This is a genomic window from Turicibacter sp. T129 (assembly GCF_025594975.1).
GTDB lineage: Bacteria > Bacillota_I > Bacilli_A > MOL361 > Turicibacteraceae > Turicibacter > Turicibacter bilis.
In genome coordinates this window covers 16,564-39,086 of sequence record NZ_JAMQUU010000009.1, presented here as the reverse complement: position 1 = coordinate 39,086, position 22,523 = coordinate 16,564, and the positions used below count along the sequence as shown (strand labels likewise).

Below are 22,523 nucleotides of genomic sequence, written 5' to 3'. Positions count from 1 at the left end.
TACTAGGCTGAATAGTTACTATATAAACAGATAAATATTCTACATCTCAAGTAGCAAATAAAAAAATACTGATATGTTTTACCTATCAAGGCAGCCTATAGTCCAATTAAAAATTTTCTCTGAAGAAAATTTATCTGGACTTATATATCTCAATCATTCGTTTATTTTTAAACTTTCTATACTGCCTGGTTTTAGCTTTATTTTTCTAATTATGTGATTAAGATTTTGGTAAGGAGAGTTATTCATCAACGGGACTATCTCACTTTGAAACAGTCCCTTTCTTTTAGATATCACCTGTTATTTCTCTATTAAATACTCTAATATTTTAGAATATTCTTCTTTTAGTTTTTCATATGATATGCGGCGATTAGCTGGACTTGAGGAAGGTAGCCCAATCGCAGGGATATTTGTTTTAGGGTAACAGTGTTTCATGTAAAGATCGGTCGCTTTTTTCCCCGTTGTAAAGATAGCTTTAATATTTGCTTCTTGTAATAGTGAGGTAAAATCGTTTGGAATTGGATTTTTGATACTCGCATCATCTGCTCCTTGAATCTCACAGCTTTGTAAAACATCCCAAAGCGCTAGCTGGTGTCGATGTAAGAAGGTGATTTTCTCTTCAATGGTTGTTAATGATTTTTCATTAAAAATATCGGCTAATACTTTCCAAAATCGATTTTGAGGATGACCGTAATAGAAACCTACTTCTCGTGATTTTGGTGAAGGCATGGTTCCTAAGATTAAAACCTTTGAATTTTTATCATAAATCGGACTAAGCGTGTGCTCAACAACTTGCATACATCTGACCTCATTTCTTCTGATCAATCGTTATGCCATTCATTATAACATGTTTTCGAATCGTCAAAATCTCATCTAGTAAAAAGGCCATGATGAGAAATGGTGAAATGACAAACCAAGTCGAGAAATTTAATTCATAGAAGTGACGAATAAAGGGTTGAACATATTGGATCCCGATATAAGTCAAGAAAGTCCAATAGATTGAGAATTGAAGGCAGATGAGTCCTTGAAAATTGAATTTCAGGTGATGATAATCCCAATAGTCCTTATTAAAAACGTGGCGCGTTAAAACTCCTGATAAATATTCGACTGTCGTTGGTACGATAGCGCATGGAATTAATAAAAGTAATGCTGGTAACCAAAAAGTATCCTGTAAAAGAATTAAAATAGACATCGCAATGGCATACATCGGCTTAAATGGTCCATATAAGAATCCATCTTCTTGAAAATGCCCCGTCACAGCAAAACAATAAACTTCTTCAATGATCCAGCCAATCACACCATAAAGAAAAAAGTTAAACATAAAATACCATAGGTATGAAGTCATCGAGTCTCACTCCTTTTTTTAATAGTTTGACTCGATCATCAGAAGTTATACAAAGGGAGCGATGAAATGATTGCTCCCTTTTATAATCATATAATTGAACGTCAGTCTTCGATTTACAATAGGATATCCTTAACGATAAAATAATAAATAAGAAAATTATGGATACCATGTAACGATTCACTGATTTTTTTCCACTTATTATTGGGTTCATGAAGGAGGGGGTGAATCTTATGCCATTTTCAAAACGAATATTTCCTTCGCAAGTAAGGAGTGATGTGCAGGAAATTGAACGGCTTTATCAAACGTATGCTGATGATTTATATCGGTATGTTTTTTCATTAACACTCAATCATTATCAGACAGAAGATATTGTTTCCCAAACTTTTTTAGCAGCCATTCGTTCTATTGAAACATTTCGTGGAGATTCTAGTATCAAATCTTGGCTAATTGGAATTGCTCGGCATGAATACTTTTCCTATATTAAGAAAAATCCAAGCGTATATACGCTCGATCATGTACCAGAGATGTCTGAAACCTCTCAAGTAGATAATACAACCGAGGAGGTCTTAAAGTTAATTCAGACCTTTGATACGCCTACTAAAGAAATTTTGATTTTACGTCTTATTAATCAGTTGTCCTTTGTTGAAATCGGGCGTATTCTAAAGCGAAGTGAAAATTATTGCCGGGTCAACTTTTTTAGAAATCGACAAAAGTTAGCTCATTTATTAAAAGATGACAGTATCAATTAGGGAGGGATAGTATGTGTAAATGTGAAATGATTAAAGATTTGTTACCTCTTTATGAAGAGGACTTAGTAAGCGAACAGACAAAACAAGAAATTGAAGAACATTTAAAAAGTTGCGCTAATTGTTCGTCAATATATGACCCCCCACTTCCAAAGATTGAGGTTCCAATCAATGAACAAGAGAAAAAAGGGCTGAAGCAACTAAAAAGAATGCTAACTGGTCAACAATATTTTGCCATCTTTATTAGTTTAATTGTTGCTGTTTATTTATTTTTACAGCCTCTTGCTGGAATTGATACGATTCCTTGGATTGTTCTTATTCCATTTTGTCTAACCCTACTTTATCGACAGCCAAAAAATATTTTTTACATGCTACTAATTATGATGATTTGTTTAATGATTGCAACTAAGGAAGTTGCTTATTGGATCATTATGTTTTTACAAATCTTTATTTTAAGTGGCGGTGGTATCGCACTTGCAAGTTGGATTGTACGTAAACACAAATCAACGACCATGCAGATTCTATCTCTAATCATTTGTGGCGGATTATTTTATTATGCATTAATGGTCTATTCTTCAGCGAAGGGGAATTTACTTACTTATTGGCAGGCTAAAACGGCGATACAAACTTATATTGATGACGTTTACCATCAGCAGTTTACGCTAACTAATGTTAGATACAACCCAAAAGGAGCTAGTTATTTAGGTGACGTTGTTGATCAGGAAGATCCCCGAAATAGTGGGACGATTTATTACTATATTAATGCTAATGAAATCTATGATGATTATCGATTTAGAACTCAACTAAAGATGGAGGATGAAGTTCAACAAATCTTAGAATTATTCATCGCCTTACATTCCGATCTCAATATGGAGCAGTTCTCACTTTATCCACAAATCGATGTTCCAATAAATACGTATAAATCAACCGACTCATACGATCCTTCTTTACCTATTCGTTTAAACATTTTAGACGATGTAACTTATGATTCAAAAGAGGAGTTTGCCAAACAATGCTACGAACTATTACAAGTGTTACAATTCAGTGGATTACATTTTGAAACTATTACTATTTATTCGTTTTTAGAAGATGGAAATCGCACCTATACGTTAACAACATCCAATTTATCATTAAGTTTAGAAGAAATTACCCGTCAACTAACGCTTGAAGATTCCTTAAAAGAAAAAGAGTTCGGTATGTAAAAAAAGGAGAAGATGAAATGAAAAAGCTATTAGTTTTACTTGGAATTGGAATTTTATTATTTTACATTAGTCCTGTTTTTTTCAAAATGATTGGAATAGAGACGTTAGGATTAATGGTGATTGCCTTATTAGTTCTTTATCCACTTTATAGCTTAGTTGCCGGATTTATAGTACCTAAATGGAGATTAGTTTTTCCCTTATGTATTGGGCTATTATTTATTCCTGCCATCTATCTTTTCTATAATGAATCTGCATGGGTATATCCTATTCGATATACAATGATTGCCTATCTTGGAGCAGGCCTTTCATATATCAAAAAAAGAGGAAGCGTTCAGTCATAACGCTTCCTCTTTTTCGTTATCATTTATGTCATTCCGTATTGAGGCTAGCCTTCTATGTTGTGACTAACCCTTTTATTTCATTGGGTTCTTGTTTAGATTTAGCTTTAACCTTGATTTCTGTTTCAACAGGCATGTTTTCAAAGGCCGTTGAAATCATCAGCTTAATTCGATTGAGTTGGTTGACTTCACTAGCTCCTGGATCGTAATCAACGGCAACGATATTAGTGCCTGGATAAGCTCTCTTAAGCTCTTTAATGATTCCTTTTCCAGTGACGTGATTTGGTAAACAAGCAAAGGGTTGCATGCAAATAATATTTTTAACATTCATTTCGATGAGTTCAACCATTTCCCCGGTTAATAACCAACCTTCCCCTGTCCGATGTCCTAATGAGACAAATTGCTCAGCTCCTTTAGCTACATGATGAATCGTTTTAGGTGCTGTGAAGCGGGAGCTTTTTTCTAATGCCTCTTTCATTGGTTTACGATACCACTCAATCACTTGGATTAATGATTCTCCAATAATTTTTGACACTTTACTACCCAGCAGCAATTGCTGATCACTATGATAAGCACAGTATAATAAGAAATCAACCAGTCCTGGTACAACAGCTTCCGCCCCTTCAGATTCAACAACACTCACTACATTATTATTCGCTGTTGGATGGAATTTAACAAGAATTTCACCAACCAGTCCAACCCGTGGTTTTCTCGTATTAAAAATCGGTAAGTCTTCAAAATCTTTCACAATTTTTTTCACATTGCTTCTAAATGTTCGATGACTTGCCTTTTTAAGAGCATGTTTACACGTTTGCTCCCATTTCTCATAAAGAGCATTGGCTGAGCCTTCCTCTACTTCATAAGGTCGTGTTCGATAGAGGACGGTCATCAATAAATCGCCATACATGAGAGCTTGCATCGCACGATTTAAAAGAGAATATGAAATCGTAAATCCTTCATTTTTTTCAAAGCCTTGCGCACTTAATGAGATGACAGGAACTTGTTCTAAACCTGAATCTTGTAAGGCTTTTCTTAAAAAACCGATGTAATTTGTAGCACGACACCCTCCACCTGTCTGGGTAATGAGAAGTGCTGTTTTATTCACATCATAATGCCCTGATTTTAAGGCACTCATCATTTGTCCTACCACTAAAATGGCTGGATAGCACGCATCGTTATTTACATACTTCAACCCTTCATCAACAGCCCCATGATCGAGTGAAGGTAGCACCTCAATCTGATATCCCGAATAGCGGAACGCTTCTTGTAACATTCCAAAATGAATGGGTGACATCTGAGGGGCTAAAATCGTATAGGACTGTTTCATTTCTTTGGTGAATTCAACTGGACGATAAATATTATCAACAAGATGACGTTCAAAATGATTTTTCTCACGTTCTAACATCGTTGCTTTTAATGAGCGTAATCGAATACGCGCCGCTCCTAAATTACTTCCTTCATCAATCTTTAACGTCGTATAAATTTTGGACTGACGTGCTAAAATATCGTGAACTTGATCAGTGGTCACTGCATCAAGTCCACAACCAAATGAATTGAGTTGAACGAATTCTAAGTCGTCTTGAAGAGCAACAAAGCTTGCTGCTTGATATAACCTTGTATGGTAGACCCATTGGTCAACGACACGAAGTGGTCGTTCGACCTCTCCTAAATGAGCAATCGAATCTTCGGTAAATACCACCATCCCTAAGGAATTAATCATTTCAGGAATCCCGTGATTAATGTGAGGATCGATATGATAAGGGCGTTCTGCTAAAACAATTCCTTTTAAGTGATGCTCACGCATATATAAAAGTGTCTGTTCACCATTTTCACGAATATCTTCTTTAAAGCGCTCTAATTCTTTCCAAGCTTGATCAACACTATCATAAAGCTCCGTCCATGAAATATCTAAGTCTTCAAAAATCTCATAAAGACGTTTCGCTAATTTATCTTTTTGATCAAACGGTAAGAATGGATGATAATAAGGAATCTCTTTTTCTCTCAACTCATCCACATTATTTTTAATGACTTCTGGGTAGGAAATGACAATCGGACAGTTATAATGATTATTTGCCTTTGAATCTTCTTTTTTCGAATAAGTCAATGAAGGATAAAAAATAAAATCGACGTTCTTTTCAATAAGATTCATAATATGACCATGAACAAGTTTTCCAGGATAACACACCGATTCTGATGGAATTGTTTCAATCCCTTTTTCATAAATCGCCTTGGATGATGAATCTGAAAGGACAACACTAAAACCAAGACGGGTAAAGAACGTTGCCCAAAATGGATAGTTTTCATACATATTTAACACGCGTGGAATACCGACCGTTCCGCGTGGGGCTTCTTCTAATTCTTTTGTTTTATAGTTAAATAACCGGTTATATTTATAGCGAACTAAGTTAGGTAAGGCATTGTCATCCTTTGATTTTCCCGCTCCACGTTCACAACGATTTCCTGAAATAAATCGTTCCCCACTTGGGAATTTATTGATGGTCAGCAAGCAATGATTACTACAAAGCCCACAGCGAGTACTTCGCGTTTGCATATCAAAGCTATCTAGTGCATCGGCATCAAGAAGGGTCGAAGCCTCTCCTTTGACATACCGTTCTTTTGCTATTAAAGCTGCTCCAAAAGCTCCCATAATTCCTGAAATATCAGGGCGGATGGCTTCGCGTTCTGATAATAATTCAAATGCCCGTAAAACTGCATCATTATAGAATGTTCCCCCTTGAACGACGATTTTATCCCCTAACTCCTCCGGATTACGAAGTTTAATCACTTTAAATAAAGCATTTTTAATGACTGAATAGGAAAGCCCTGCCGAGATATCTCCCACTTCAGCTCCTTCTTTTTGTGCTTGTTTCACACGAGAATTCATAAAGACGGTACAACGAGATCCTAAATCGACCGGACGTTTTGATTTAATGGCTGTCTTAGCAAATTCGGAAATGTTAAGGTTCATCGACGTCGCAAATGTATCTAGAAACGATCCACATCCAGAAGAGCAAGCTTCGTTTAAAAGAATACTTTCAATATTCCCCTCTTTAATTTTAAGACATTTCATGTCTTGTCCACCAATATCTAAAATCGTATCCACACCTGGACAGAAATAATCAGCTGCTTTATAGTGAGCGACCGTTTCAATTTCACCAATATCGACTTTTAAAGCTGCCTTAAGTAGGGCTTCTCCATAACCTGTCACACTTGAATTTACAATTTTAGCACCTTTAGGAAGTCGTTGATAAAGTTCTTTTAAAACAGCAATGCTAGATTGAAGTGGACTTCCTTGATTACTTCCATAATGAGTAAACAATAACTCTCCCGCTTCATTAATTAGCGCTACTTTCGTAGTGGTTGATCCTGCATCGATTCCTAAAAAACAGTTTCCCTCATATGTATCTAACTCACAACGCCCAACCCGCGAATCTTGATGACGACTCTTAAAAGACTCGTACGCTTCTTCTGTTTCAAATAAAGGCTGCAAACGAGCAGACTCTTCTGTTTCAGCTGATTTAACATGTTTCAAACGATGAATTAACTCGGAAAAAGTGATTGATTGTTCATCTATACTTGATAGTGCGGCTCCTAATGCAACATAAAGCTGTGAATTTTTTGGAAAGATCACTTGAGATTCATCTAATTCAAGCGTCTCAATAAATCGCTGTCGTAATTCTGATAAGAAATATAACGGTCCTCCTAAAAAGGCAACATTTCCTTTGATTGGACGTCCACAAGCTAAGCCACTAATCGTTTGAATGACTACCGCTTGTAGCACCGAAATCGCAATATCCTCCTTAGCCACCCCTTCATTTAAAAGAGGTTGCACGTCCGTTTTTGCAAAGACACCACATCGTGCTGCAATCGGATAGATCACTTGATAATGTTTAGCTAATTCATTCAATCCAAGTGCATCAACTTGTAATAAAGATGCCATTTGATCAATAAAAGCTCCTGTTCCTCCAGCACAGGTTCCATTCATTCGTTGCTCAATTCCATCTTTAAAATAGGTGATTTTTGCATCTTCTCCCCCAAGTTCAATCGCAACATCAACTTCTGGATAATAAAGCTTCGTCACTTTCGTTGCAGCCACCACTTCTTGAATAAAAGGAACATCAATATGTTTAGCTAAAGCCATTCCACCTGAACCTGTGATCATGACCGTTATGTCATGAGATTTCATGATTTCTTCTGCCTGTTCTAATATTTGAGTGAGTGTTTTTAAGATATCTGCAAAATGACGTTGATAATCACTAAATAATACATTTTGGTTTTTATCTAAAACAATCACCTTAACTGTTGTTGAGCCAATATCAATTCCAACATGAAGTAGAGTTTTACTCATCCTGTTCGCAGTCTCTCTGCTTCTCCCCCTTCTTTATATATAAGTCCAGATAAGTTTTTTACATCGTAAAAACTTTTAGCTGGACTATAGTCTGCCTTGCACGGCATAACCATCTCATATTTCGGTTGCTGTATTAAATGTAGAAAACATTTCTGTTTGTATATAGAAACTAAACTGCATTTTATCATTTCCCATCGATCTTAATTTTTCTTCTTACCCTTCATTATATTTCTGACGATTCCCATTATAGAAGTATTATATGAAAGACCCTTAGTATAATAAGACTTGGCTTTCTTTTTTTCTTCAAAAATTCATGATTTAATCAATATAAAGAGTTAATTAAAATTACCTTTTTACTCTATATAAAAACTTATGAATGAGGCGATCTCAAAATAATTAAGAGTCTTCACCAAAAATGGCGCTTGACAATTTCTTGCTATTAAAACTATTAATTTTAGTCTTAAAATTAGCTATTTTCCGTGTCATTTAAACATCATTTTAAATAAGAAAATATTTTTTTAAAATCAAGAACCAATTTTGGTGATGATCCATAATTAAAAAACAAAAAAAAACATGATTGTACGCTATGTCCCAATCATGCTTTTTTGTTTTTATTTTAGAGCATTTAAAACAGCTTCATAATCTGGTTCTTGTGAAATCTCTTTACAATATTCCACATACGTTACTGTATTATGTTCATCAACAACAAACACAGCACGTGCTAATAAACCTAACTCTTTAATATACGTTCCGAATTTCGCTCCAAAATCATGGTCTTTATAGTCCGATAAGGTTTGAACATTTTCAATCCCTGCTGCTCCACACCAGCGTGCCTGAGCAAATGGTAAGTCCATTGAAATCGTATAAACCTTTACCCCTTCTAAATTTGCTGCTTCTTGATTAAAACGACGAACTTCTGTATCACAAACATCTGTATCAATCGAAGGAACACTAACATAAACTTTTTTCCCTGTGAATAAATCCGATGAAATAGGTTTTAAATGATTATCGATAGCCGTGAAAGTTGGCGCAGGATTTCCAGCTTTAATCACAGTTCCTTCTAATGTCACAGGATTGCCTTTAAAAGTTACTTGCATAATAAATCTCCTTTATTTTTCATTAATATTTAAAATAATGACCTTCTCTCGTGTCATGGATTCAATACTGCGGCGAACCCCTTGAATTCCAAGCCCTGATTTTTTAATCCCGATGAATGGTAAATGATCGGGTCCACGCTCCGTACGACCATTAATTTGAATTGAACCCGTCTCAAGTTTTCGTGCAATCGTTAAAGCTTTATCAAGATTTTGTGTAAATACACTAGCTTGTAATCCATATTCAGAGGCATTCGCAATTTCAATCGCTTCTTCTTGAGAGTCCACTCGAATAATTGGTAAGACTGGACCGAAAGGTTCTTCCCATGCAATGCGCATCTCTTTCGTCACATGATCGAGTAATGTTGGATAGATTAAATTTTCTTCTCGTTTATTTCCTAGTACTAAGGTTGCTCCTTTTTCTAGTGCATCATCAATGAGCCCTTGTACAAAGTCGGCAGATTGTTCATCAATTAATGGCACAATCGTGGCGTTATCTTCAGGTGAGCCAACGGATAACTTTTCGACTTCTGATTGAATAAGCGATACTAATTCATCTGCTACCGAACGGTGAACTAACACACGTTTAATCGCTGTACAGCGCTGACCTGAATACGAGTAGGCTCCTGAAACAATTTGTTTGGCAGCAAGTTCTAAATTAGCATCTTCACAAATGATGGCCGGATCTTTTCCACCGAGCTCCATGACAAGCGGAATCATCTTCGCTTTTTGTGCGATACGTTCTCCTGTACTCGTTCCTCCTGTAAAGGTTACTAAAGCAATATCATCATGTTCAATGAGATAATCTCCAATCACAGAGCCTTTTCCTGTTACTAAATTTAAAACACCCGCAGGAAGATTTGTTTTCGCTAAAGCCTCAATCATTTTTGTTCCACTAATAGAACCTTGTGTTGCCGGTTTAAAAATGACTGTATTCCCTGTAATAAGCGCCGGTGCTAATTTGGCGGCAGCAAGATTCACAGGATAGTTAAAAGGCGAAATCGCAAGAACAACTCCGAGTGGAACACGCTCAATGACAGCAAGTTTGGAACGACTGCCACCAGGGAAATGTTCACCATTTAAACTTTCTCCACTTAAGTGAATCGCCTCTTCCACTGTATAATGAATTAAATCGGCTGTTCTTTCTACCTCTTTAATCGCATCTTGATAAGCTTTCCCAACTTCTTTCATCATGATGGTTGCCAATTCTTCTTTCATTTTCAATAACTCATCTGCCCACGCATGTAAATAATGAGCTCGATCATAAATACTCATTAAGCTCCAATCAGGTTGAGCTGCTTTAGCACTCTGAATACATTGATTTACTTCATCCTGCGTTAAAGCTTGTACTGAACCAATGGATGTTTTTAAGTACGGGGATACAATAGCAATGGTTTCACCGGACTCACTGCTTTTCCACTGACCTTGACTGTAATATTGATAAACTGTCTGCACCGTTTTACTCACCTTCCTTATCTTTAGTAGATATCGACCGATATCTCTTCTTTAGTGTTTCTAAATTATCTATTATTATTTCCCTTCTTAATAGGTACTGTTTCCCAGCTTTTGTATAGATTAATAAGAGATAGACTATTATGAGTTTGGAGGAGGAGCAACATGATGAGTAAAAAACATCTCGGCCAGTTATTTTATGAGCTTTTTTGGATTTTTTTCATCGGATGTTTTTTAGGTGTTGTAATCGAAAGTATATGGTGTGTCTTAACTCGTGGTTATTATGAAAATCGTAGCGGACTCATTTATGGACCCTTTAATCTCATCTATGGGTTTGGGGCTTTACTTATGACGATTGGCTTAAATCCTTTACAGCATAAAAAAGATAAGACTATTTTTTTCTTTGGGTTTATAATTGGCACCGTATTTGAATATATTTGTAGCTATTTTCAAGAGCTATGGTTCGGAACTGTATCCTGGGATTATAGTAATTTTCTATTTAATTTTAATGGGCGAGTCAATTTACTCTATTCTTGCTTTTGGGGACTATTATCTCTCGCTTGGATGAAATGGATGTATCCTTATCTCCTCATAGAAATTAGAAAAATTCCAAAGAAAATTGGTCATCTACTCGCTATATTTCTTCTTATATTTATTATTTTTGACAGTGCTATATCAGCCCTTGCCCTTGAACGGCAGGCCGAACGTCGTCATGATGTTCCAGCAACGACTCAACTTGACACCTTCCTTGATTATCATTACCCTGATGAACGTTTACTAAAAATTTATCCAAATATGATCATCACGAGTGAGTAAAATTTCACAAAAATGTCCATTATGAAGTAACACGATTTTAGGGGGTGTTAATAATGAAAAAAGCGTATCTTTACTTACTAATTGGCACAATCTTAATGTTTTTTTCACTGGGAATTATAGCTCTCGATCTTATTATTCATATAGCAGGATATGGGCTAATGATTTTAGGGATGCTTTTAATTCTTCAACAACGTGAATCTCCATCATTATTGATTGCCAGCCAGTTAACCATTGGACTTTTAATTTTCGAACTATTAAAAGTGGGAGTCGCACGTGCCATTATGTCAAATACACTATTATCTATTGGATTCATGACATTAATTCTCATAACGCAATTAGCAATTTTTTATCTTATCATTAAATCAGAAGGAGAGGCTTCTGAATCGCTTGAAGTCCAAACTTATCAACAAGCTGAGCTTTTATTGAGTATTGGACTTCTCGGCCTATATTTTATTTCTTATTTCAGCACGCTTGCCTTTTCCTTATTTGCAATTCTTAATTTGTGTTTCTATTTTTTTATTGTGTATGTTTTTTATAAGCTTATCAACGCATATCGTTATTAATAAAAATACATGAAACATAAATTAAAAAGCTCGTCAGAAATCACTGTTCTGACGAGCTTTTTAATTTTCCCTTAATAAAAGAACAACGACGACAATCAAGATAAAGCAACAAATCCAAATCGCATAAATTTCTAGACATTTAATTAGAAGAGCTCCAATTAAGGCCCCTAGAGAAAATGAAAAGATAATAATGAAATAATTTAAACACTTTTTCTTTGCTTCTTCATCGCGCCGAATATAAAACAAAGTTAACTGTTCAGCTGCTGAGCGTAAATTCCCTGTACAAACAGTTGTTACATAAGCAGCTCCCCTTAGTTTTCTAAAACTACTAATTTGCATGGCGCAAATAAATGAAATCGTAATATTAACAATCATGGCTGGAAAAGTAACAGGATAAAAGCCAATTAAAAATAATAAACCAATCTCAATGATTAGCACGTATTCATGCCACCGTTCATGTAATTTAACAAACTCTGTCACCACTACGCCACTAAAGAAAGCGATAATCGGAATAATGTAATACAAAGCCTTCATCCATTGACCTTCTGAAATCTGTAGCATCAATAAAACCATATTTCCTGTTTGAGCATTCGCAAAAACTCCTCCACGAAGTAAATATGTATGCACATCTAGAAATCCACCTACAAACGCCAGTAATATTCCTACTCTTCTCGTCTCATGAATCTTTACCTTAGTCACACTTTGTAACAAAAAAATCCCCCCTCCTATTTAACCTATGATGATTACCTAATTTTTTCTCCAAAAAGCGTTCATAATATTGCAATTAATTTACTTTAAGAATTTAAAAATCATCAATTTTTTCTATTTTTCACAGGAAATGAATACATTATAATAGGACAGATTTAAGGGGGAGCAGTATGTCATCAACAATCGTGATTTATAGTTCAAAATATGGAACAACAGAACTCTATGCTAACTGGATTGCAAAGGAATTAAAAGCTGATTTGAAAAAAATTTCTGAAGTTAAATCTTATGAACTAATCTACTATGATACAGTCATTTTCGGAGCACCACTTTATATAGGCAAACTTCATCAATATAATCAAATGCTAAACACTATGATGCTATACCCACCAAAATTATTTCTTATTTTTGCTGTTGGATTAAAAGATCCAAGTGAGGAATATATCCAAGTCATAAAAAAACAAAATAACATTGAAGATGATGAAGTTTTTTACTTTCCAGGGAAACTCGATTATCAACATCTAACGTTGTTAGATAAGTTTTTAATGCGAGGATTGAAGGCTCAAATTAAAAAACATCAATCACTCACGGATGAAGAACAACGAATTTTAAATAGTTTCAATCACCTAGTTGATGAAACAAATCGTCAATTTATCCTACCATTGATTCATTATGTTCAAAAAAATGCATTACTGTAATTTCCATTATCTGTGTTATAATAATAGAAACCAATGGAGGGGATTAAATGAGAAGAGCCTATACGTATATTATTGTTGGTTTTTTCTTTATCTTTTTAAGTATTACAATCAATGAAATTGACTTACTTCATGATTCAATCGGTTACTTACTCATTGTACTTGGGGTTATAGAAGGAGAGAGACAGCGTCCCATTCAAGAATTTATCCAAGCCAAGTATTTAGGGATTGCGCTAGGAATTTATGCACTGATCCAACCTTTTCTATTTAGTAATCAATCTCTAAACAATTCTAGTGCATTAGTATGCTTAACACTCATTGCTTCTTTAGCTAGTATTTATATGTACTATTCATTATTAAAAGCTGAATATATCTGGCATCCATCAAAACAAACAAGACAATATGTTGACACTTATTTGGTTTTAGCCATTACTAGTTTTGCAGCTAATTGCCTAACGTATCTCATCCCAATCTTTGCTTTTATAGCCATCCTTATTGGAATCGCACAAAGTATTTATTTAATTTATGTCTTCCTCCGGCTACGTGCACAATATGAAGACTGAAAAAGCTCAGGAAAATCCATTCCTGAGCTTTTTCAGTCTTCATTGATAAGTCAATATTTTTATAAATCTAATAATTCTTCAACCATACCATTAGCAAAAAATCAAAACGTTATGCTTAATACTTAGCGTTTTCTCATTTAAACTATATACTTCTCAACGAGCGCATTAAATACTGCTTCTTCTTCAACAATATAACGTTCAAAATCAAGATTAGATTTCTCTACTGCTTGAGCTAACTCATATAAGAATTCAGGAATTTTCGTTGAAACCATCTCACCATAACTATGACCTAGTTGAGTCTTGTCAGCACCAAATTTTCCACCCACACTAAATGTGAAACACTCCGCTACAGCTCCATCAACTTTTTTCTTTTTACCTGTAAATCCAAGGGCGCCAATTTGATGCACTCCACATGAATTTTGACATCCAGAAAGATAAACTCGCGGTAATACATCCTGATTATAATTCTTAAATTTAAAGTGTTGTAAAATTTGACGTAATGTTCCTTGACTATTACATAAACCAATTTGACAAGTTGGGGCCCCAATACAAGAAACACTTTGTTCAAGCTTTGTTTTTCCACTCATTGAATCGGTTATCTGTAATAACTGTTTAGCTTCTTCAGCACTTAAGTTTCTAAAATATATTCCTTCTTCCATCGCTAAGCGGACGTCTACCCCTTCTACTGATTCAACGAATTCAATTAATTTTATAAAATCATTAAGTTCCAGCTGACCTCCAACTGGATGTAAATAAACACTGTATAACCCCGATTGCTTTTGAACAAATATACGTTTATCTTCTAGCGGTTGAGGTTGTGCTGTCTTATTAATTATCGTTTTTGGGAGATCGATTAAATCTAAACCACCTTTAGATTTAACCTCATCGACATGTTTTTGATAAGCTTCTAACGTGGCTTCTTCTCCTAATCGTTCAACAATATAACGAACACGTGCTTTATTACGATTTTCATAATCTCCTTCTGCCATAAACAGTTGAACCATTGCTTCCACATAGTATAATACTTCATTTGGTTTAATTAATGGTTCATATTTAATGGCAAGACGCGGATTTTGACCAAGCCCTCCCCCTAAATAAACTTGGAAATATTCTTCACCGTTTTTTGTTACTGCTAAGAATCCTAGATCCTGTACGGTACAATGTGCTTCATCAGCATTACTACATGAAAAAGAAACTTTTAATTTTCGTGGTAACTTGTACTTATAAATATCTTTTAAGAAATAATCCCCTGTTGCTAAAGCATAAGGTGTCACATCAAATGCTTCATTAGGATCAACTCCTGATAAAGGTGAAATTGCAACATTTCGTGGAAAATTTCCACCTGCTCCACGTGTATACAAATCATGATCTAAAGCCTCTTTCATTAAATCACAGACCTCATCGATTGATAATCCATGTAATTGAATAGCCTGACGTGTTGTTAAATGAATCCGTTCAAGACCATATTTTTTCGCTAAATCACCTACAAGTTTCATATTTTCTAATGTTAAAACACCTGATGGAATACGTAAACGAATCATTAATTCTTTTTTATCACGATGCGCATACACTCCTAATCCACCAGAAACATGTTTAAATTTCATCATATTAATTTCACCATTTAAAAACTGATGACCCACTTGGCGAAAGTCTTCAATCTCGGAATATAAGACTTGCTTTAAATCCTGCATACTATTACTCCCCTTCTTATATTTTCTACTGTTTCAAGTATACCAAATAATTGAAAAAGAAATACAAAATATTAATGGATAAATTCCTATAAACTATGTTTTAAAGTTGAACTTCACCTGACTAAGGTCATCAGCATTCTCCCGCTTTTCATAACTTTATCATCGTAAAGCTTAGTTATTACATAATGTAAGTCATTAATTCTCCTAAATGTCTCTTTAGATTCTCACCTTCAATAGGCCATCTCTGACTGCTCTTCATGACTAGGGACAACTGACCTGGAGTTTTCGAAGGAGATATATCACTTACAGTTTTTAAAGATTTAAAAGTTTCCATGATAGAAATAACTATATCCACTATCTTAATTTCCTTCTTAATACAAAAACACTTTATACAAGATATGATTGAATCAGTAAAATAATTAGAAATTTTTACTAATAATTACTTTATTTAATCGCTTTCATCTGTTAAGATGAAAGTGTATTTTTTATATACGAGGGGGATTTAAAAAATGGAGGCAAACAAATTACGCATTGCTGATTTATTACATGGAGCCGATTACAATCCTGAACAATGGCTAGATCGTCCAGATATTTTAGCCCGAGATATTGAATTAATGAAAGAGGCTCACTGTAATGTGGTGAGTATGGGGATGTTCTCTTGGTCGATGCTAGAACCAGAAGAAGGCAATTATCAATTTGAATGGCTAGAATCAGTGATTAATAATTTATACAATAATGGAATTTATACATTTCTTTCAACACCAAGTGGGGCTCGTCCACACTGGTTAGCCAAAAAGTATCCTGAAGTGTTACGTGTGGAAAAAAATCGTGTCCGTAACTTATTCGGACTTCGTCATAATCACTGCTACACGTCACCTGCTTATCGTGAAAAAGTGGCTCAGATTAATGGTGAATTAGCTAAACGTTTTGCGAATCATCCAGGGGTACTTCTTTGGCATCTTTCCAATGAATATGGAGGCGAGTGCCACTGTCCACTTTGTCAGGAAGCTTTCCGCAATTGGTTAAAAGAAAAATATCAAACACTTGATGCTCTCAATGATGCATGGTGGACAACTTTTTGGAGTCACCGTTATACTTCTTGGGATCAAATCGAAAGTCCCGCTCCGCACGGAGAAATGATGTTACATGGATTAAACTTAGATTGGTACCGATTTGTTAGCCACCAAACACTTGATTTCGTGAAATGGGAAAAAGATAGTGTTAAATCATATAACCCAGAACTACCAGTCACCATTAACATGATGTACTACTTCTATGGGATCAACTACTTTGACACCAAAGATTTAATCGATATTGTTTCTTGGGACTCTTACCCAGTTTGGCATAAAGCTGGAACTACTGATTTAGAAATTAGTTGTGATACAGCGATGATGCATGATATCATGCGTTCTATTAAAAATGAACCCTTCTTATTAATGGAAAGCACACCAAGTATGACAAACTGGCAAAACGTTGCTAAACTCAAAAAACCAGGGATGCATATGCTTTCTTCAATGCAGGCTGTCGCTCATGGATCAAATTCAGTTCAATACTTCCAATGGCGTAAAAGTCGTGGAGCTTCTGAAAAATTCCATGGTGCTGTTATTGATCATTATGGAAAATCCGATACACGCGTTTTCCGTGAAGTGTCTGAACTGGGTCAACGCTTAGAAGGATTAACACCATTAACAAAAACATGTAATCAAGCACAAGTCGCTATCCTATTTGATTGGGAAAATCGTTGGGCCATTGATGACATGCAAGGACCTCGTAACATTGGGATGCATTATAAGGAAACCGTTCAACAGCATTACAAAGCCTTTTGGAAAATGGGGATTCCAACTGATTTTGTTGATATGAGCTGCGATATTTCAAAATACAAAGTATTAGTTGCTCCAATGATGTATTTACTTCGCAACGGATTTGAACAAAAAATAAAGGCATTCGTTGAAGCAGGTGGAACATTAATCACGACCTATTGGTCAGGAATCGTAAATGAAACCGATCTTTGTTACTTAGAAGGAACGCCTCACGGTTTAATGGACGTTCTAGGAATTCGCAGTGAAGAAATTGATGGATTATTTGATGGTGAAACAAATAGCGCTTCAGCTACAACCTCATCATGGTTAACAAAAGAAGAAGCTTATACATGCTCAGAATTATGTGATTTAATCATTCCAAGTACAGCAAAAACACTCATGACTTATAACGAAGATTTCTACGCGAATCAACCTGCCTTAACCGTTAATTCATTTGGACAAGGCCAAGCTTACTATATTGCTACTAAATTTGAAGATAACTTCTATGATGAATTTTATGCACAGCTTTTAAAAGAAACAAATATTCATCGTCCACTTGATCTCACTCTTCCAGAAGGAGTCATCGTTACTGATCGTAACGGCTATTTATTTATCCAAAACTTTACCCGTCATACAGTAACTGTTTCACCTTTTCCAACCACTTACCACGTTATTGATGGTGAAAAAGACATTCACCAGGAATTTTCACTTGAACCATTTGAAGTCATTATTATTCACAATTAATTATTATCTCCTTCTCTATGTAGAGATAATTCTTCTTATTCCTACAAAATATCATTTAAGTGTTGTCAAATAGTGCTATGAATTATAAACTTATCTTATAAATAGGTTAAGATGTCTTAATATTAAAGGCCTAAAAGCATATATATAAGTAGCGATAAGTTTTTCATAGCGGAAAAACTTTTAGCGCTACTATAATTAGCCTTTCTACCAAAAAGACTAATCAAATCAGCCTGTTTCTTAAAATGTGAAATAGATTTCGCTATTTATATATATAAGTCCAGATAAGTTTTTCATAGCGGAAAACTTTTAAGCCCTACTAGTGGTAGATACATTTTCTTCGAAAATGGTAGGTGACCCCTGGACTATAGTCTGTCTTAGTATTAAAGCGGCTTTACACCCAGGCCTGTTATAAAATTGTAAAATACTTTTCTGTTTATATATAGATTGAAATAAAACATGTTCAGTTCTATTTAAAAATATAATGACAGTGATAATGTGGGGATTTCTAATATGAAGAAGATAAATAATTTGGATTTGCTAATAACCTCAATCAATGACAGCAACATTAGTCAACGATTTTCAAGTGAGCTATTGCCATACTTTGAACTCTTTTCATTTGAAAAAGGAGATTTTATAATTCGACAAGGATTTTATTCTGATTACTTATACTTTATTATTGAAGGTAAAGCAAGAGTATACTCCTACACACCTTCTGGTAATATTACGCTCCTCTCTTTTTGTGATGGATATGAAACACTGGGAGATTCTGTTTCGCTATGGGGAAAAGAAGCTATTGCTAATGTTGAAGCAATCTCTGATGGAAAGTGCATCGGTATTTCTCTTGAAAAATATCGAACGATGCTTCTTCAAGATCCTATTTTTCTACGTACAACTTGTGAAAATTTAGCTAATAAATTAAATGAATCTAATACTATTGTTACTAACGTATTTTTAGGGTAAGCGGGTAATATAAACCTGTCTATTTTGACCTCCAACTTTGGGCTAAAATGAAGCTATCAAAGAAAAGGAGGTCAATTTTTTTATGAAAGAAAACCCAATGATTGTTTAATCTGTACCCTTTATCAAGGACAAAGAAAAAAAAACCTAAGCAACTTGAAGCTGATTTCTGTACCCTGCAGGAGTCAGCTTATTTAAATTCCATTGATATCTAAAGTTGTTATGGTAATCCATATAATCTTCAATTTCGATGAATAAATCATCAAATGTCATTTGATTCGTAATAGCTGCTTCATCTTTTAAATGCCCAAAAAATGATTCTTGTGGAGCGTTATCCCAACAATTATCCTTTCTAGACATCGATTGTTGAATTCCTAATTCCTTTAATTGATTCGAAAATTGCGGACTAGTATAGTGCACTCCCTGATCAGAGTGAATGATCGTTTCTTTCGTTAATTGGACAGTCGGATTTTCTTGAAGTTGGTTCAGTGTTTGGAGAACAAAATCTATCTTTAAATTATCACTTAATTGAAAGGCTAAAACTTCATTCGTTGCACTATCTAAAATGGTAGAGAGATAAGCAGTCTGACCCTTCCCATATTTTAAATAAGTGATATCGGTTAATAGAACTTTGTAGGGTTGTGATTGCCTAAAGTTACGGTTAACAAGATTTGGACAGATGCGATGTGCTTGCGTAGCTTTAGCGAGTTTACGATAGGGATTCCTGCGACGAACTTTACTCAATAATCCATATTTTTTCATGATTCGATGAATAGATTTTAGGTTAAAGGAGATGTTGAATTCTCCTTTAAGAGTCATCGCTACTTGGCGAATTCCCTTGTTCTTTCGTCCCTTGAAATGAATAGCCTGTTGAATAAATTCTAAACGTTGTTGTTCCTCTTTTAGTCGCTTTAAACGTGCTTCTTCAGCGCATGACGAAAAATAACGATAATAACCTGATCTTGAAACACCAAGACTATCGCATAAATGAGAAATTAAAGAGTTAAATTTAGTTGATTTCTGACTCACCACTTGATGAATCATTTGAAACCTTACTTCTTTAGAGACTATTCCAGCATTTTTCTCATGAGTCTCAACTTTTTTAATAATTCGTTCTCAATCTTTAAAACTTCTAATTCAGCTTGCGTACGTAACAACTGTTCTTCTATCGTTAACTCTCGCTTTAGAGGTCTTCCAGAATTCGTGGTACGACTATCATCCAATCCTAATGGCCCCTGAGTTTTAAAGGCTTGTTTCCAACGTTTAGCTGCAGAATTTACACCCTGCATACCAAGCATCTCAACATTAAATCCATAGTATTCGAATATCTCTCGTGGAAACTTTCCTTTCTCACTCATCGTAATAAAGTTTTCCTTAAATTCTTTCGTATAAGTAATCCCTTTTTCAGACACTGACTTAACATATTCGTTTTGTTTGAGTTGTTCAATCTCTTGCGGTGTAAATAACTTCTTGCTCATCTGAAATCCTCCCAAAATCTAATAGTTTATATTATACCAAAAAGACCCTAGAGGGTAGACTTTTTTTATTTGTCTACTCTCTAGGGTACATTTTAGGGCTTTGAATCGGTCTTTTTTTCGACCGCAAAATAGGAAAAGGGCATCGTTAAATAAATCAAGATTATACTTGTCTGTAATGATACCTACCAAGCCATCAATGCCACAGCGCATATCTGTTTGACCACAAACGATGGGTCACCTACCATTTACGAAGTAAATGTGTCCTCCACTGGTAGGGAATGAATATGTTTTGAACATTCGAGAAATTAACGAGCATGTTTAGACATCTCCGCTAAAACGGCATGTAAGATATGTTTATCAACTCCGTTATAAAACGTCGCTTCAGCACCGTTTATTTTGAAGTAACATGAAGGGGTATCGGTATAGCGCTGATTAGATGAAGGTTGATTTAACTGAACAGGAACAATGATTGGATTTTCTTTCATAAAAAAAATTGACCTCCTTTTCTTTGATAGCTTCATTTTAGCTTAAAGTTGGAAGTCAAAATAGACAGGTTTATATTACCCGCTTACAGTATAATTATTAATCTCTATTCTTGTAACTAGTTAATTTACCTCTGCTCGTTGTTTTAAATCAGCAATAATTTGTGGATATTCTTTATCTAATCGATAAGGAATCATAAGTAGTAATTGAATAAATATAACGACAATTGGAAGCCCCAAATATAAAACTTTAATCGCTGTGATGGCTGTATCTGGTTGAACTGATAACGAACCATCATATGCACCCATTGCTAAAACTCCCCCAACTAATGCACTTCCGATTCCAGCACCAAATTTCCCTCCGAAACTTTGCGCACTAAAAATTAACCCTTCTGTTCTCACATTTGACTTCCATTGTCCATATTCAACAGTATCTGCAATAAAGGCAAATTGTACTCCCATCACACAAGCAAATCCTGCTCCACGTAATAAAGATGTTCCAATAACCATCATTGTATGAGTTGGATTAATTAGTAAGACTAAATAACTAACTAAAATAATACTCCAACCAAGTACATTTGTGTATCGTTTTCCAATGCGTTTAACAATTGGGGCAATACATAATAGTGTAATGACCATTGGAATCATATAGGCTGAATTTAAAATAGAAGCTAAGTTTACATTATTTAAAATATATTGGCTGTAATAAGTGTTTACACTGATCATTAAAGCAGAAAAGATACTTGTAAAAGCTCCAAGCGTTGTTACAATAATCCAGTATTTATTTCGAATTAATGCTTTTAATCCGATTTTAACTGGAACTGTTTCACGTTTAGAGGCCTCTTCTCCAACAACTTCCTTAGTTCCTAAGAAATTGATGATAAATAAAATAACGGCAACCCCTGTAAAAATAGCATACGTCATTGACCAAGCTCTACTTGTTCCACCTAATGCCTGAATTAATGGCATTGTTGTTGCAGCCACGATAAAGTTAGCAATTTGGGCAAATACAACACGGAAGATATTTAATAATGAACGTTCATATTGATCTTGTGTCATCAATGAACTTAAAGCTCCGTAAGGAACGTTAATCCCTGTATAGAACGTATTGACTAAATTATAGGTTACAAAGATATACACAAGCTTTGTCTTCGTATCGAAATCTGGAACTGAGAACATCGCAACTGTTGCAATGGCAAATGGAATGGCCATTCTTAATAACCAAGGCCGTGCTTTCCCATGTTTTGATTTCGTATTATCCACAATTAATCCCATAATAATATCTGTAATTCCATCAATAAATCGTGAAATTAACATAATAGTCCCAATTGATAAAGCACTGACATGCGCAACATTTGTATAATAATACATTAACCATGCACTCATTGCCCCCCAAACCACATTACATCCGGCATCTCCACACCCATATGCTAGTTTTGAGGTTAAACTTAAACCTGCTTGTTTTACATTACCTCCAACCATTTTTACACTAACACTCATCTTTTAAT

Annotated in this window: 20 protein-coding genes; 9 read left to right on the top strand and 11 right to left on the bottom strand. The window is 35.0% G+C overall.

Going from position 1 to position 22,523, the window contains the following annotated elements; all coding sequences use genetic code 11:
* Positions 1-297: 297 nt before the first annotated feature.
* The gene (locus NEH75_RS01110; protein ID WP_262940868.1) at positions 298-795 is read right to left on the bottom strand and encodes a DNA-deoxyinosine glycosylase; all 498 of its coding nucleotides are present in this window, start codon (positions 793-795) and stop codon (positions 298-300) included.
* 10 nt (positions 796-805) lie between these two features.
* Positions 806-1,342, bottom strand: a complete 537-nt coding sequence (locus tag NEH75_RS01105; protein ID WP_262948349.1) for a putative ABC transporter permease — start codon at positions 1,340-1,342, stop codon at positions 806-808.
* A gap of 230 nt (positions 1,343-1,572) precedes the next feature.
* On the opposite strand from NEH75_RS01105, the gene NEH75_RS01100 reads away from it, so the two are divergent.
* From NEH75_RS01100 to NEH75_RS01090, 3 genes are read left to right on the top strand one after another with little or no spacing between them, the layout of a single operon-like run.
* The gene (locus NEH75_RS01100; RefSeq protein ID WP_055305660.1) at positions 1,573-2,091 is read left to right on the top strand and encodes an RNA polymerase sigma factor; all 519 of its coding nucleotides are present in this window, start codon (positions 1,573-1,575) and stop codon (positions 2,089-2,091) included.
* Between the two features lie 11 nt (positions 2,092-2,102).
* A complete protein-coding gene (locus NEH75_RS01095) occupies positions 2,103-3,290 on the top strand; it encodes a zf-HC2 domain-containing protein (RefSeq protein WP_262948347.1) in 1,188 nt (395 codons plus the stop codon).
* A gap of 17 nt (positions 3,291-3,307) precedes the next feature.
* Positions 3,308-3,631 (top strand): hypothetical protein, encoded by a 324-nt coding sequence (locus NEH75_RS01090; RefSeq protein ID WP_055275090.1) that lies wholly within the window; start codon positions 3,308-3,310, stop codon positions 3,629-3,631.
* A gap of 52 nt (positions 3,632-3,683) precedes the next feature.
* Here the strand turns inward: NEH75_RS01090 and NEH75_RS01085 are convergent, their stop codons facing one another.
* From NEH75_RS01085 to NEH75_RS01075, 3 genes are all read right to left on the bottom strand, one after another.
* The gene (locus NEH75_RS01085; RefSeq protein ID WP_262948345.1) at positions 3,684-7,976 is read right to left on the bottom strand and encodes a 2-hydroxyacyl-CoA dehydratase; all 4,293 of its coding nucleotides are present in this window, start codon (positions 7,974-7,976) and stop codon (positions 3,684-3,686) included.
* 611 nt (positions 7,977-8,587) lie between these two features.
* Complete coding sequence (gene tpx, locus NEH75_RS01080) at positions 8,588-9,073, bottom strand: thiol peroxidase (protein WP_055275093.1); 486 nt, start codon at positions 9,071-9,073, stop codon at positions 8,588-8,590.
* A 12-nt stretch (positions 9,074-9,085) separates the two neighbouring features.
* Positions 9,086-10,525 carry an NADP-dependent glyceraldehyde-3-phosphate dehydrogenase gene (locus NEH75_RS01075; protein ID WP_055305827.1) on the bottom strand — a complete coding sequence of 480 codons (1,440 nt, stop codon included), beginning with the start codon at positions 10,523-10,525 and terminating at the stop codon, positions 9,086-9,088.
* Positions 10,526-10,690: 165 nt separating this feature from the next.
* Here NEH75_RS01075 and NEH75_RS01070 point away from each other — a divergent pair, with 165 nt between their 5' ends.
* On the top strand, positions 10,691-11,338 hold the full coding sequence (locus tag NEH75_RS01070; RefSeq protein ID WP_262948343.1) for a putative ABC transporter permease: 648 nt from the start codon (positions 10,691-10,693) through the stop codon (positions 11,336-11,338).
* Positions 11,339-11,391: 53 nt separating this feature from the next.
* Positions 11,392-11,901 carry a hypothetical protein gene (locus NEH75_RS01065; RefSeq protein WP_262948342.1) on the top strand — a complete coding sequence of 170 codons (510 nt, stop codon included), beginning with the start codon at positions 11,392-11,394 and terminating at the stop codon, positions 11,899-11,901.
* A 60-nt stretch (positions 11,902-11,961) separates the two neighbouring features.
* Here NEH75_RS01065 and NEH75_RS01060 read toward each other — a convergent pair whose 3' ends face one another.
* Complete coding sequence (locus tag NEH75_RS01060; protein WP_262948341.1) at positions 11,962-12,612, bottom strand: YoaK family protein; 651 nt, start codon at positions 12,610-12,612, stop codon at positions 11,962-11,964.
* Positions 12,613-12,779: 167 nt separating this feature from the next.
* On the opposite strand from NEH75_RS01060, the gene NEH75_RS01055 reads away from it, so the two are divergent.
* Together NEH75_RS01055 and NEH75_RS01050 are read left to right on the top strand one after the other, a co-directional pair.
* On the top strand, positions 12,780-13,304 hold the full coding sequence (locus NEH75_RS01055; RefSeq protein ID WP_055243557.1) for a flavodoxin domain-containing protein: 525 nt from the start codon (positions 12,780-12,782) through the stop codon (positions 13,302-13,304).
* 47 nt (positions 13,305-13,351) lie between these two features.
* Complete coding sequence (locus tag NEH75_RS01050; protein WP_055243556.1) at positions 13,352-13,864, top strand: hypothetical protein; 513 nt, start codon at positions 13,352-13,354, stop codon at positions 13,862-13,864.
* Positions 13,865-14,001: 137 nt separating this feature from the next.
* Here the strand turns inward: NEH75_RS01050 and NEH75_RS01045 are convergent, their stop codons facing one another.
* Positions 14,002-15,555: a nitrite/sulfite reductase gene (locus NEH75_RS01045; protein ID WP_262940874.1), complete on the bottom strand. Its 1,554-nt coding sequence runs from the start codon at positions 15,553-15,555 to the stop codon at positions 14,002-14,004.
* A 509-nt stretch (positions 15,556-16,064) separates the two neighbouring features.
* Here NEH75_RS01045 and NEH75_RS01040 point away from each other — a divergent pair.
* Positions 16,065-18,098 carry a beta-galactosidase gene (locus NEH75_RS01040; RefSeq protein WP_262940875.1) on the top strand — a complete coding sequence of 678 codons (2,034 nt, stop codon included), beginning with the start codon at positions 16,065-16,067 and terminating at the stop codon, positions 18,096-18,098.
* Positions 18,099-18,608: 510 nt separating this feature from the next.
* The gene (locus tag NEH75_RS01035; RefSeq protein ID WP_055305822.1) at positions 18,609-19,058 is read left to right on the top strand and encodes a cyclic nucleotide-binding domain-containing protein; all 450 of its coding nucleotides are present in this window, start codon (positions 18,609-18,611) and stop codon (positions 19,056-19,058) included.
* Positions 19,059-19,202: 144 nt separating this feature from the next.
* Here the strand turns inward: NEH75_RS01035 and NEH75_RS01030 are convergent.
* The 4 genes from NEH75_RS01030 to NEH75_RS01020 all read right to left on the bottom strand — a co-directional run bounded on the left by NEH75_RS01030 (position 19,203) and on the right by NEH75_RS01020 (position 22,515).
* A protein-coding gene (locus NEH75_RS01030) for an IS3 family transposase (RefSeq protein WP_411040355.1) occupies positions 19,203-20,533 on the bottom strand; the annotation gives its coding sequence in 2 pieces (ribosomal slippage) (positions 19,203-20,134 and positions 20,134-20,533; 1,332 coding nt in all).
* Between the two features lie 18 nt (positions 20,534-20,551).
* On the bottom strand, positions 20,552-20,764 hold the full coding sequence (gene tnpB / locus NEH75_RS13580; RefSeq protein ID WP_411040356.1) for an IS66 family insertion sequence element accessory protein TnpB: 213 nt from the start codon (positions 20,762-20,764) through the stop codon (positions 20,552-20,554).
* 74 nt (positions 20,765-20,838) lie between these two features.
* Positions 20,839-21,018, bottom strand: coding sequence for a hypothetical protein (locus NEH75_RS01025; protein ID WP_055305819.1), 180 nt, complete (start codon positions 21,016-21,018; stop codon positions 20,839-20,841).
* Between the two features lie 120 nt (positions 21,019-21,138).
* The gene (locus NEH75_RS01020) at positions 21,139-22,515 is read right to left on the bottom strand and encodes an MFS transporter (protein ID WP_055305818.1); all 1,377 of its coding nucleotides are present in this window, start codon (positions 22,513-22,515) and stop codon (positions 21,139-21,141) included.
* Positions 22,516-22,523 lie beyond the last annotated feature (8 nt).